At 39.6% G+C, this 13,410-nt stretch carries 9 protein-coding genes; all 9 read right to left on the bottom strand.

What is annotated here, in order from left to right; all coding sequences use genetic code 11:
* Positions 1-38: 38 nt before the first annotated feature.
* Positions 39-512, bottom strand: a complete 474-nt coding sequence (gene rlmH / locus CBG49_RS07930) for a 23S rRNA (pseudouridine(1915)-N(3))-methyltransferase RlmH (RefSeq protein ID WP_088594075.1) — start codon at positions 510-512, stop codon at positions 39-41.
* Positions 513-527: 15 nt separating this feature from the next.
* Complete coding sequence (locus tag CBG49_RS07925; RefSeq protein WP_088594074.1) at positions 528-992, bottom strand: macro domain-containing protein; 465 nt, start codon at positions 990-992, stop codon at positions 528-530.
* 321 nt (positions 993-1,313) lie between these two features.
* Entirely contained in the window at positions 1,314-2,729 is a 1,416-nt protein-coding gene (locus CBG49_RS07920) for a trypsin-like peptidase domain-containing protein (protein ID WP_088594073.1), read from the bottom strand.
* A gap of 438 nt (positions 2,730-3,167) precedes the next feature.
* Complete coding sequence (locus tag CBG49_RS07915; protein ID WP_088595293.1) at positions 3,168-4,049, bottom strand: hypothetical protein; 882 nt, start codon at positions 4,047-4,049, stop codon at positions 3,168-3,170.
* A gap of 274 nt (positions 4,050-4,323) precedes the next feature.
* Positions 4,324-5,907 carry a phosphoenolpyruvate carboxykinase (ATP) gene (pckA, locus tag CBG49_RS07910; protein WP_009414220.1) on the bottom strand — a complete coding sequence of 528 codons (1,584 nt, stop codon included), beginning with the start codon at positions 5,905-5,907 and terminating at the stop codon, positions 4,324-4,326.
* A 385-nt stretch (positions 5,908-6,292) separates the two neighbouring features.
* A complete protein-coding gene (locus CBG49_RS07900) occupies positions 6,293-7,606 on the bottom strand; it encodes a DUF4302 domain-containing protein (protein WP_088594071.1) in 1,314 nt (437 codons plus the stop codon).
* 1 nt (position 7,607) lies between these two features.
* A complete protein-coding gene (locus tag CBG49_RS07895; RefSeq protein ID WP_009414217.1) occupies positions 7,608-8,684 on the bottom strand; it encodes a substrate import-associated zinc metallohydrolase lipoprotein in 1,077 nt (358 codons plus the stop codon).
* Positions 8,685-8,704: 20 nt separating this feature from the next.
* Entirely contained in the window at positions 8,705-10,339 is a 1,635-nt protein-coding gene (locus CBG49_RS07890; protein ID WP_088594070.1) for a RagB/SusD family nutrient uptake outer membrane protein, read from the bottom strand.
* A gap of 21 nt (positions 10,340-10,360) precedes the next feature.
* Positions 10,361-13,279: a SusC/RagA family TonB-linked outer membrane protein gene (locus tag CBG49_RS07885; protein WP_088594069.1), complete on the bottom strand. Its 2,919-nt coding sequence runs from the start codon at positions 13,277-13,279 to the stop codon at positions 10,361-10,363.
* Positions 13,280-13,410 lie beyond the last annotated feature (131 nt).

The following is a 13,410-nucleotide window of genomic DNA, read 5'->3' as shown; positions in this document are numbered from 1 at the left end:
GCACGAGCTACAAGCTCGCGCTAGCAGTGAAATTTAGATTACTGATGATGATAGGGCTCATTACGAAGAATCGTAAAAGCACGGTAGAGTTGTTCTACAAAAAATAGGCGTATCATTTGGTGTGAAAAGGTGAGTTTGGAAAGTGACAACTTGCCATTAGCACGGTCGTATACTTCTTTTGAAAAACCATAAGGTCCCCCAATCACAAAGGTGAGCTGCTTGATGCCGGCATTCATTTTCTTTTGCAATTCATCGGCGAAAGCCACTGAGGTAAACTCTTTGCCACGTTCGTCTAAGAGTATCAGGTGATGAGACGAGGCTACATTGCCGAGGATAAGCTCCCCTTCTTTTGCTTTTTGTTGCTCTTCCGATAGTGATTTGCTATTCTTAATATCGGGCAAGAGTTGCAATTCAAAATTGATGTAATACGAAAGTCGTTTTTCGTAGGTGGTGATGAGCTCTTGTAAGGCTGAATTATCGGTTTTTCCTACGGCTATAAGTTTGATATTCATCGGTTAAGTGAAAAATTATAAGTCGCAGACAAATACTTCTATATTTTTTTCTAAAAGGGTTTCATTGATAATGGCTTCGATTTTATCCCAAGAGCCTCCTGCTAATCCGCAACCTATGCGAGGCATTTGTACTTTGGCATTGTTTTCAAGAGCGAAATTGGCTACTTGTTGTAAGGCTTTTTTCACTGCTTCATAACGAATAGGGGGATTGCCGTTCTCATCTTTATAAATATGATGCTGCCCAATCATATTGGCAACCCATATATCATTTTCTACTTTTACAAACTGCACTGCACCTAAAGCGAAACCTTCGCCTTGTTTATACCATTGTTTGTATTGTTTTTCAGGTGTTTTCCAGCGTTTGGAAAGTGCTAACACAAAACCTTTACCCCAAGCACCTATATCATTACAAATATGGGTGATGATAATGTTACCTTCGGTTTGTGGTGCCGTAGCATCGGCTTTTAAATAGTGTATCATTGTTGATTTTTTTATTATGAGGTTTGGGAGAGACTTGGGAAATCTCGGAGGAACTTGGAGAGACTCGGACAAGTCGGACAAGGCTGACGAGTTAAAGGAGGGGTAATTATATGAGGATGTCCGAAAAGTTCTATTTGTAAGGGCATTTGCAACACATACCCAACTATTGCTGGCTTTCTTACTCAAAAGACTCTAAAAGTGATTGACTATTTGAGTATTCAACTTTGCCAAAAATATGAACTGTACGGACAAGAAACTTTGGCAAAGATAGGGATGCAAATACGATTTTGAGACTTTTCGGACAACTTCATTGAATATTTATTAGAAGAAGAATCTTTCTTTTTCTCCTCTTTCGTTCAGGAATTCTAACGAGTTGCGATTGCGTGAAGAAAGATTAGACATTATATTTTTCAATTCATCTACATCTTTAATGGTTTTTCCATTCACTGAAAGCAACACTTTTCCTACTATATTGATATTATTGTACTCATAAAACTGACCTGCAGCAGTAACCTTCACTCCATTTTTAGTTTTAAAACGTTTTTGGTCGGCTTCTGAAAGGTTTTTCACTTCCAAACCTAAGGATTGTATTACATAAGTAGTGTTTTTCTTGAGGGTAATATTGGCAGTGCGTTCTTTACCTTCGCGTACATAAGTTACTTTTAGCATATCGCCAGGACGTTTAGAAGCGATGTGACCACTAAGGTCAGAGTATTTATGTATCTTCACATTATCGATTTGTTTGATAATGTCACCTTTTTTAAGACCGGCAGCTCCTGCTCCTGAGTCATCATCTACAGAATCTACATAGAATCCTTCAGTTTCTTTGACGTTGAGTTTTTTGGCTACTTCGGAGTCTAATCCTTGTCCGCGTACGCCCATAACCCCGCGTTGTACATTTCCGTATTCTATCAAATCTTCTACCACTTTTTTAGCGATATTGCTAGGCACAGCAAATGAGTAGCCCATATATACCCCTGTAGTAGATGAGATTGCGGTATTGATACCAATGAGGTCGCCATTGAGGTTTACCAAAGCTCCCCCACTGTTTCCCATATTCACCACGGCATCGGTTTGTATAAACGATTCTATTTTATCGCTACCGCGCTCGCTGATATTACGCGCTTTTGCACTGATGATTCCGGCAGTAACGGTAGAATTCAAGTTGAAAGGATTCCCTACTGCGAGTACCCATTCGCCTACTTGCGTATTATCGGAGTCCGCAAAAGTGAGGAAAGGTAGTTTTTCGTCGGCTTCTATTTTTAGTAAGGCAATATCGGAAGCGGCATCTGTACCTATGAGTTTAGCTGTATAAGTTTTATTGTTGTTAAGGGTAACCTCCAAAGTAGTAGCATTGGCAATCACGTGATTATTGGTTACTATATAGCCATCGGGGGTAATGATAACGCCAGAGCCTGTACCTACTTGGGTCTGTTCGCCTCCCCCATTACCGTAAAAAAGGTCGAAGATAGAGGTAACACCTCCTTGTGATTTTACAGTGTTCTTTACGTGCACTACGCTATTCACCGTTTTGTTAGCCGCTTCTACAAAGTTGGTTTCGCCTGCTACCGTTCTTTCAGGGGTAGTGTGATTAGTTTGTACCAAAGCGGGACGTGAGAGCAAATCAAGTGCCTCTTGTTTGGCGTCGTGTTTATCTATAAAGAGTTTATACCCTCCTAAGGTCATAGCTCCGCCGAGGAAGGCAGTAGCTATCATTGTTGCGTAATTCTTTATCATATTTTTTGTTTTACTAATTTGTTTTATATCGTAAGACGAATAGGCAACAATTGTGCCATTTTAATGGCTAATAATAAGAGTTTCTTTAATCTTTTATGTTTCAAAACAAAATTAGATTGTGAATAAATAAGAGTATTTTTTTGAGGAAGGTACAAAACATCTCTAACATAATACAATTTAAAATTAATTGATTATCAATACAATCAACTTTTTATAGATATAATCTGTACAAGCAAAAAACTTCGATAGAATGTAGTGAAGTAAGTATTATTTTGAGACTTTTCGGATAACTCTTCAAGAATATTCGTCCTAATTTTTATATTAAATCTCACACTAATTTTAATGCGTTTTTTCAATTATCAATTATCTAGTTGTATACATACAGATTAACAACTTTTACTACTATATTTCGCGAAATAGACACATCAATATAATTAATTATTTAACTAAACTATTATTGATAGCCTTAAAAACTTCACTGTTTTGATGAGGCACACAGTCCTGTACCCAATACCACCAAAAATAACCGCCCACGTAGTTCTTTACATATTTAGGCATCGAATAATAGTGCTTAGCTCTTTCCACTTTACTCTGTACAGAGTACTTCTTATAATCGTTATTGCCACACTCCCCTATGCCTAATTTAACACTCGGAAAAATAGACTCTAAATTATTAAATACCTCTTGCCAATTAGGCTGGTAATTGCCGTTATCATCTTCGTAATAGCTTACTAACACGTAATCCAACTGCTTTTTCATATCTTCGGGAATATATCTTTTTAGCCAATCCTCCATCGTCACCTTTTGGTCATCTGGTTTAAAATAGTAGCTCACAAGTACTGTTTTTGCATTTTTACTACGGATAAACTTATAAGCACCATAGGCTTTATCGGCAATAAACTGAGGGTCGTCACCCATCCAACCTTCTCCGTTAATTTCATTGCCCACTTCCCAAAAATCCGTATATGCCGATAGTTCTTTATACGAATCCTGAAATCTCTTTACATAACTATTCACAGTTTTGTAATCTTTCATATCTTCTGAATCGGCAGGTGTTGCCATCACATAAGCTACTTGATGAACAGCCGAAAAAAGCGGTTTGTAATTAGCTATCGCTGTACCCTTAGACATCACTATACGTACCGTAGGTTTTATAGGCATTGCCTTGATAGCATTTACAATCTGTTGAACAGTAACTCTGGTTTTATCCCAACTGTCATCTATAGTAATACCATATAAATAGGTATTTGTAGGGGGATTAGGGTTTGATTGGGGAGCTTCATCATTACTTTTATGACAAGTTATAAAAATAATTGTCATACATAAAAATAATATTCTTTTCATTTTATTAATAATTTCATTCTGAGAAAGCAAAGATACTATTTTTTTAAAAACTATTCCTAAACAAATTATCTTATAATTTCAAAATCCATACTCACTTTCTATTTCATTTTTTTAACATACAAAATTATAAAGTATAACTCGCATTATAAAATCAACAACAAATATATTCAAAATATAGAAGATAATAATAGAAAAAGGCTGCTTCCGATGGGGAAGCAACCTTTTTCAAACTATGTCCTTTAAAGTCAAATTACAATTTAGGAGCACCAGCGAGGACGTCGGCACTTGCACCTTCAGCGAATTTTTTATCTTTGAAGTTTTGTACAAATGATTCAGCTAATTCTTTGAGTTTAGCGCTGAATTGAGCTTTGTCACTCCAAGTATTTTCTGGGTTCAAGATGCTTTGGTCAGAAACACCGTCGCAAGATTGAGGCACTTTGAATCCGAAGATAGGCAATTCTTTGTATTCAACGTTGTTAAGTTTGCCGGTAAGAGCCGCAGTGATAAGAGCACGGGTATCTTTCAAGCTACATCTTTTCATTTTACCGTTGTAACCAGTGTTTACCAACCATACGTTTACGCCAGTTTCTTTGATTTTTTCAGCCAAACGTTTACCGTATTCAGCTGGGTGAAGAGGCATAAAGGCAGCTCCGAAGCAAGCAGAGAAAGTTTTTTGAGGAGTAGTGATACCTACCTCAGTACCGGCAACTTTAGAAGTATAACCAGAAACGAATTGGTAAGCAGCTTGTTCAGGAGTCAATTTAGAGATTGGAGGCAATACGCCGTAAGCATCGAAAGTAAGGAAGAAGATGTTTTTAGGATTGTGACCTATTGAACCTGGTTGGATATTAGCGATGTGGTAAATAGGATAAGAAACACGAGTGTTTTCAGTGATATCAGTGCGAGAGAAATCAACAACACCTTTATCATCCATAATTACGTTCTCAAGGATAGCGCCTTTTTTGATAGCACCGAAGATTTCAGGTTCTTTTTCAGCGGTAAGGTCAACTACTTTAGCATAGCAACCACCTTCGAAGTTGAAAACGGTATTTTCAGGAGTCCAACCGTGTTCGTCGTCACCGATGAGGTGGCGGTTAGGGTCGGCAGAAAGGGTAGTTTTACCAGTACCAGAAAGGCCGAAGAAGATAGCAGTATCACCGTCTTTACCAACGTTAGCAGAACAGTGCATTGGCATAGTGTTGCGGAACACAGGCAATTCAAAGTTCATAGCAGAGAAGATACCTTTTTTAATTTCGCCGGTATAACCAGTACCACCGATTAGGGCGATTTTTTTAGTGAAGTTCAAGATAGCGAAGTTAGCTTGACGAGTACCATCTACAGCAGGGTCAGCTTCAAAACCAGGAGCGTTTACAACTAACCAATCTTCTTTGAAAGAAGGGAGCTCACTATCATCTATACGCAAGAACATATTGTAAGCAAAAAGGTTGCTCCAAGGAAGTTCAGTAATAGTACGGATATTGGTGCGGTATTTAGGGTCGGCGCAAACATAGCCATCGTGAACGTAAATTTCTTTACTTGAAAGATAAGCTACTACTTTTTCGTATAGTTTATCGAATTTTTCGGGTTCGAAAGGGATGTTGATACTACCCCACCATACGCGATCTTTGGTGATATCATCTTTTACGATGAAGCGGTCTTTAGGAGAACGACCTGTAAATTTACCTGTGTTGATAGCAATAGCTCCAGAAGAAGCTTCAACGCCTAATTTTTTGTCCAAAGTTTCTTGGTGAAGTTCGTCAGCAGACAATTGGTAACGAACATTAGCGTTTTTAATTCCGTATTTATCAACGGAAAGTGTTTTTGGTTTACTCATAATGTCTTAAATTTTTTATTTAAAATTCTATAATTTACTAACTTATGTTTTTTTGTTTTACACAGTAGGAAAGCTCCTCTGAAAAACGCTGCAAATGTACGCAAAAAAAATGTAATGAACAAATATTTTTAACATTTTTTTTGCAAAAATGATGAGGAAGGAGAATCGCGGAGAAACTCTGAGAATTGCGGAGCGGTGGGAGGTGCAAGCCGCACGGGCAGAGATGGGAGCGGTGAGAGGGGTGGGAATAGTGGGAATGGTGGGAGGGGTGGCGATTGTGTTGATTAATAGAATAATTAACTTTGGCAAAGGTCATAGCTTGATAAGCTATTAGAACCTTTGCCAAAGTGTGGTGATGCAAAAGGGGGTATATACAGAGGAAGAGTTATTTTTTGATGTAAAACCAGACTTCGTCGTTACGGGCACTGGTGAAGATGTAATAACCATTGTTTTGATCTTCTACCTTATAAGGACTATATTTTGCTAATTGCAACAATAGATTTTTTACATCGGAAAAGAAGTAGATGTAGTTATAATAGTCTTCTCCAATGTCTCTAAATAGGATTTCGACTTGATTAGGTTCGCCAGCTACCCCTACGAAATCGGCTTCGTAATAACAATTATAGCCACTTACATCGGCATATAGTTGAGAAACACTTGTGCCATCGTTTCCATTAGCCAATGGCATAAAATAAAGCGACTCGGACAGAACAAAATTAGCTCCATACTCACGTGCAACGGCTCTTTTTCTTCTATTGAAATAGTTTAACAAAATAGGTGATACCCATCCACTACTGAAGTTTATTTGATGAGTGTTATCAGTAGGGATGAAAGGGGAGGTTACAAAAGAGGTTGTAATCGTTCCATCGGGGGTGGTGAGTCCTGTTTTGGCATTGTTGATATAAAACTCGTTGAAAGTAACACCATTGATGGTTACGGGTTCATAGAGTTTAAAGCCTTTTTCGGTCATTAGGAAAGCGCGTTGCTCATACTTTTGATTGTTGTTGTACAAGAAGGCTATCTGTCTATAAGTAGGGAAAAATTTTAGGTTTACTTCTGTTCCGTTTACGCTGATAGGAGACAGTGCTTTGTTTTTTAGGGTATTAGTATTTTCTCTCAGTTTGTTTAAGAAAGTTTCTCTGTCTCCTTCTAATTTTCTGAGTGTCATCAGGTTGTTAGAGGTACGACCACGCAAGGTAAATACGCCATTTTCTTCTTTGAGGAAGATAAAATCTATATCGCCACCTCTTCCCTTAGGAAAGCAGTTGGAGACAAAAGAAAAGTGATGTAATACCTTACTATAGGTGTCAAAACTCAAGGTAGGACCTTCTGTTATGGTATATCTAAAATAAGAGGTATCTTCAGTATTGTCTTTTAAGACTTCAGAGGAGGCTGTTACCTTTCCATCGGCGAACTTTACGATATAGTTATAGCCACCGATACTGCGGTCGAAGCGGGGATAGTCTCTTTCGGTAGCAAAAACAGTAGGATTATAGGGGTATACCCAAAAGCCTACATTGCTTTCGCCAGGGTAACTACTCAAGACCCAATAGGTATTAGGGGCTTCTAATTGGCTTTTGTATTTTTGAAGGATGCTATTGTTACGTTCGGAAGGTTTTTGAGAGAACACATCGTCTTCTTTGTAACTACAACTGATAAGCATCAATGTTGATAGTGCTATATATAGGTATTTTTTCATTTTAATCGTTGTTTAATATTGAAAAATCTTTTGCAGGCACGGCTACGCCATCGAAGGTTTTACCAGCTACATAAGGATAACGGCTGCGAATTTCGGCTCTAAACTCATCTAAATTGATGTTCCAAGTCTCAGACAGGTATTTTTTCATAATAGCTATCTTTTGTTCTAATTTTTGTTTGCCGGTATAGGTTTCGGTATCTCTTATTTTTACGTCGGCTTCTTTGAGTACTTCTTCCCAAACGCTAGCAGATTCGTAGCCTGTTATATCGCCATAATTCACAAATTTGGCTTTCCAAGCGGTGTACAAACTATCGTCGAAGCCATCACCATCGGTATCTAAGCTGCTATTGGTAGTGGCACAACCGCAATCCAAAGAGGCGTTGTAATAGACAATGTAACGGGCTAATAGTTCTACGAAATCTTCGTCGTGGTCGTAACTAGAATAAGCGGTGATGAATCCAGCTTTTAGGTAGTCGCGAGTGCTACCCCAATGGCTAAAGCAGTTTCCCCCTTGATAGTCGTTGAGCGATATTTTCTCGTAATCGGTAGTGTACTGTATTGACTGGTGCAAGGTATGTGAATTTTCGTGATAGAGAGTAGACAACAGGTTATCGTTCAGCCAGTAGATATTATTAGGCTGGATGTTGTTTATCTCGGTGAGGTGCACTTTTCTACCTACATTAGCAAGCCCTACGTTCTTAGAGCCATCACTATTGAAAGCAGGTTGCCCCAACAAGATGAGCATATTGAAGGAATGTTCCTTCAAGAAAGTTGTAGAAGTTATTTTTACATAGGGTTCTACAAATAAGTACTTAAACACATTGACGAACTGTACAGCCTTATCGTATTGGGTGGGAGTATAGGAGTACTCACGATTGATGAGCTTGTTATCTTCATACCTATACACTATCTCGATACTATAAGGGGTTGCAATATATTTATCTAAATATCTATCCAGCTCATTTTGAGGGTTTAAGGTAGAACCGTCACTCTCGGGTGTATCATCACTGAGTTTATCGTGGTTGCTACAACCTAAGAAGAAAAGAGCTGCACAAAGGGGATATAGTATTTTTTTCATACGTTGAGTTTTTATTTTTATTATCTTGGGTTTGCTTGCATTCCTGCACCAATAACGGCATCGGGTAGTTGTATGGTGCGTTTCAAATCGTCAGGAGGCAAGATGGCTTTGATGGTTGAGTTGTTTCGGTTTCTGTTGTCACGCTGATATCTGGCGACCTCTATATTATAACGGCGTATATCTTGCCAGCGCAATCCTTCGCCAAGGGTGAGGATACGGCGGCATTGCAATAGGTAGTGCAAGAGAGGTTCTTGAATACCATCGTTGGCAATGGCAAAAGATGGAGCGAGGCGTTTTTTTTGAGTTGCTCCATTATCGGTAGCGGTAGAGGAATAAGCCAAATTGTTGTAAAAGTCTACAATTTCTTGTTGGGTGAATTGGTTTTTAGAAGTATAACTTCCTATAGTAACATCTTTTTTGATGAATTTACCTGTCCACATATTGAGGTCGTTGATCGCACTTGCATATTGTTGCAGGTGTATTTTAGCTTCGGCACGTACCAAAAGAGTTTCATCGGTAGTGAAAGGGACAACGATGCTTTTTTTGACGGTAGTACCTTCTTCATTTTTAGCATTGAATTTAGGAAATTTATCGACTACTACCCCATCGGCACGGGCGCTGGTAGGGGTAAAAGGTTCGAAATAGTAATAGCCAAACGAGAAGTTGTTATTAGGTTGGCGTTGAGGATACCACAAGTTTGCAGTTACGAGTGTTTCCTCGCCGTTTGTGCGTTTGTTGTGTACAAAACGTGTATAGGGTGTAAAATAAGTTTCGGATATTTCGGAACTCACAGGCAAGAGCAACAAATTGGCATTGATTCGTTCATTGGTGTAATAAATGGCAAACCTACCGAATACTTTTCCTCCTGTTTTGCTTGCATCGGTGAAGTCGCTCCAATTGCGCAAGAGTCCTTCGGTAGTAGCATCGTTAGTGGAGAGTACTACATTGGCGGCATCTAAGGCTTTTTGCCATTGTTGGTAATACAAATAGAAGCGCGCAGCAAAAGCATAAGCTGCTTTTTTGTTGAAGTGGTATTTAGGTGTTTGGTAATAACTATCATTAATGAGAGGTAGACCTGTGGTGAGGTCGGCATCTATTTTGGCATATACCTCGGCTACGGTACCTCTTGCGTATTTTCTATTGAGTTCGCTTTCAGGTTGTATCATATAAGGAATACCCAAATCGGTACTGCTGCTATTGGGATTATAAGGTTTAGAAAAAAGGTTCACCAGCACAAAGTGAGCATAGGCGCGCGCTACTAAGGCTTCTCCTTTACAAGCGTTGAGTTCTGCTGAAGCGCTCATTTTTTCAATGGCTTCGAGCACGGTATTAGCCGTATTAATTGCTTGGTAGTGAGCTGTCCAAACATTCTGTAGTCCGTCGCTATTATTATATTCGCGTATTACCTGCCAATAGCTAGCTTCATTGCTCAAGTAGTTAGCGCCTGATATGATAGTACCGTTATCGTCAATATTATCGGAGGAGAGTTCGCTTATCACAATTTCGCTTGTTTTAGGATAAGCGTTTGTGAGCAATCGGCGTGCTTTTTCGGGGGTATCGATGCGCACTTGGTTATCGGGCAACTCATCGAGTAACTGGTTGCAGGCGGTCAAGCTGTATACGGCTATACCTATAAGTATATATATCTTTTTCATCGTTTTTCTGTTTTTTTAAGATTAAAGACCTACTCTTAAAGTAAATATAAGGCGTTTTGGCTGGATAGGAGTTCCATTAGCCAGATAATCGGGGTCGTCGCCGTTGAGTTGTTTATCGGCATATAGCAAGGCGAGATTGGTTCCTTGGAGTTTCATACTCAGCTGGCGGATATGGTTTCTTTTCAAGAATTCTTTATCAAAAGTATAACCTATAGAGATTTCTTTTAATCGAATGTTATCACCTTTGGCTATGCGGATATCGGAATAATCATAGGTGTAATAGGCTTGTATTACATTGGCTCTTTGGTATTGTTCAAACATATAAGAGGTGAAAAGCGTGGGCATTGTAGTGTTTTTCTCATCGCCTTCTCTCAACCAGCGATTGTTGAGTTCTTTAGGTGCGGTACTATAATCGGTTGCATAAGCATTGGTGATTTTACGCAAGCGCACCACATTGCCGTAAGAATAGGTAAAGACAACGCCGAGCGAAAGTCCTTTGTAAGTAAATGAGTTGCTGAAACTTCCTTTATCGGTAGGGATGAGTGTACCTGAATATTTCAAGAAATCGACATTGCGGTTATCAAATCGAATACCACTGACTGTGGTGTTGCCATTGGCGTCCAAGAAAGTGGGTAGCCCCTTGTCATTCAGTCCGTTGAAAGGAATAGAGAATATAGATTTGAGGGGGTAGCCTTCTTTGGCAAAACCAGCGGGCGAGCTACTAGTGGTAGAGTAGCCTATCATATCTCTAATGGTAGGGGCAGTAAGCAGTTTGGTTACCTCGTTGGTAGCGCGGGAATAGACGAAAGAAGTTTTCCAAGAGAAATCGGTTGTTTTTATATTGGTTGTTTCCAAGCCAAGTTCTACGCCTCGTATGCGCATTTCAGCCATATTTCCTTTTTTGGTAATCGTTCCTCCTACGCCTTGGGTTACAATATCGCCAATGAGGTCATAACTCTTTCGGTTGAACCATTCTGCTGATATGTTGATGCGATTGTTGAATAAGCCTAACTGAGTACCGAGGTTGAGTTCTTGGTTTTTTTCATAGGTAAGGTCGTGATTGGCAGCATTTTTTATGTATAAGCCTATCTCACGCTCGGTTGAGTTTCGCCAAGGCATATCGGTATAGATTTGAGAAAGCGAATTGCTCACAGAAGGGGAAATGGCTGTTATTCCAAAAGAGGCTTTAAACGATAAGAGCGAGAGCGGTTTGAGTTTGCTGAAGAATTTTTCTTCGGTTACGTTCCATTTTACTCCTGTGTTCCAAGTAGGCATCCATCGTATGTAACGCGATTCGCCGAACTTGTTAGAGGCATCATATCGAAGAGTTCCATCAAAGGTATAACGTTTCTTAAATGTATAGCTCACATTTCCGTAGAAGGCTTGGTTGTTGTTCACGGTGTTGTTGATGTTGTAATAGTTTTTGTTTTCTTCTTGTCGTTTTTTAAAGAGGAGATAGCTGTAATAGCTATAATATCCTGAGTTATAGAGGACGCCGTAATTGTCGTTAGAGTCGGTATTGCGCTGTGTATTATCCATTTCAAAACCGCCAAACAGCGATATGAGGTGTAAACCGTTTTTAAAGCTGTCGTTATAACTTATTGTAGCGCGGAAGTTGTTGCTACGGGTGGTCATTTCTCGTTTAGAGCGCAAGCCACCTTCGGGCAATACGATGTTGGGGAGAGCAAAGGGGTCGTTAGGGTCTTTATAGAGATTATTATTGCTATCACGGATGAAGGAGTTGGACATCTCGCGGTAAGACATTGCCTCGTTTGATTTTTCGGTGCGGTCGGTATTGCGGATATAAGACTGGTATCGTATAGCGCCCATTAGAGAGGCTTCGACTTTAGGGGTAATTTTCCAAGAGAGTTGTGCCTGCAAACGCAAATTGGCGGTATAGCTTTTTCGATAGGCATTATCTATTTCGTTGAAGATATTGTAAGGAGTGTATTTTTGGGTGTAGTAGTCCTTAGGGTCTAAGGCACGGGAGTTGTTAAGGGCGTAAGAATATAAATCTTGATAAGGAGAAAGTTGTTCTCTATAGGACAAGTCGTTGATGACATTCAGGCGTACTTTTCGAGAGAGGTTGTAGTTAGCATTTAGGTTTCCAGAGTATTGATTTAAGTAGCTTCCTTTCGTCCAACCTGGGTCGCTGAGCACACTCAAAGCGGCGTAATAAGTAGATTTTTCATTTCCAGAGGAGAAAGATAGGGTGTGGTTTTGCATTATACTTGTTTGAAAGAGCTCGTTGAACCAATTGGTGTTCCTAAGTCCGGCAGCTCTGAGGTAAGCAGCGCGCCCTGCTTCGGTATTAGGTACCATAGGGTTGCCATTGGCATCTAATATTTTATACAGTTGGTACATTCGCGAGAGCACGCCCGTTTGAGCGTAGATATCATCGACTTTGAAGTGTCCAGCTTGTAAAAACTCTTTGTATAGTGCGACTTGGTCTTGCGAGTTCATTATATTATACTCGGCATAGGTAGGGATAAAACGAAAGGTAGATTCATTGGTATAGGTGATGTTGCTACTTCCTACATTTCCTTTTTTAGTGGTGATAGCGACAACCCCCCCGATAGCTCGCTGGCCATAGATAGCGGTAGCTGAAGCGTCTTTAAGCACTTTAAAACCTTCTATACTTTCGGCGGTAAGGCCAGGTATAGCCGCGGCGATGAGCATTTTAGCGTCGTCGGAGACTAAATCTTCAGGTTTTAAATCTATATCGTCTTCCAATATTACCCCATTGAGCACCCATAGGGGTTTGGTATTCCCTGAGATAGAAGTTTCCCCGCGCGTAATGGTGTTCATAGGAGTTTGTGCTGTAGTGGTTTTAGAGGTAGTAGCAGTAGTAGTTACTGTTTGCGTTTGGGCGGTAGTCCATTGGGTTAGCCATACAAAAACGCACAGTAGCGAGAGAGTTTTAAATTTTAGTACCTTCATATTATTTTTTGTGGTATGAGGTCGCAAATATACGACATTAAACGAAACGATGCAAATATTTTGTTAAAAAAATTGGGGGAATGTATTTTAATTAGATTGTGAATAAATAATAATCGGAAGTGGAGGAATGG

This window comes from Capnocytophaga endodontalis (assembly GCF_002209445.1).
Taxonomy (GTDB): domain Bacteria; phylum Bacteroidota; class Bacteroidia; order Flavobacteriales; family Flavobacteriaceae; genus Capnocytophaga; species Capnocytophaga periodontitidis.
Note: the sequence above shows the minus strand (reverse complement) of the source record. Positions and strands in the feature narration are given on the sequence as shown.

Coding starts and splice junctions, on each gene's coding strand:
- rlmH (WP_088594075.1), bottom strand. CDS start 512: ATGAATATCAAACTTATAGCCGTAGGAAAAACCGATAATTCAGCCTTA.
- CBG49_RS07925 (WP_088594074.1), bottom strand. CDS start 992: ATGATACACTATTTAAAAGCCGATGCTACGGCACCACAAACCGAAGGT.
- CBG49_RS07920 (WP_088594073.1), bottom strand. CDS start 2,729: ATGATAAAGAATTACGCAACAATGATAGCTACTGCCTTCCTCGGCGGA.
- CBG49_RS07915 (WP_088595293.1), bottom strand. CDS start 4,049: ATGACAATTATTTTTATAACTTGTCATAAAAGTAATGATGAAGCTCCC.
- pckA (WP_009414220.1), bottom strand. CDS start 5,907: ATGAGTAAACCAAAAACACTTTCCGTTGATAAATACGGAATTAAAAAC.
- CBG49_RS07900 (WP_088594071.1), bottom strand. CDS start 7,606: ATGAAAAAATACCTATATATAGCACTATCAACATTGATGCTTATCAGT.
- CBG49_RS07895 (WP_009414217.1), bottom strand. CDS start 8,684: ATGAAAAAAATACTATATCCCCTTTGTGCAGCTCTTTTCTTCTTAGGT.
- CBG49_RS07890 (WP_088594070.1), bottom strand. CDS start 10,339: ATGAAAAAGATATATATACTTATAGGTATAGCCGTATACAGCTTGACC.
- CBG49_RS07885 (WP_088594069.1), bottom strand. CDS start 13,279: ATGAAGGTACTAAAATTTAAAACTCTCTCGCTACTGTGCGTTTTTGTA.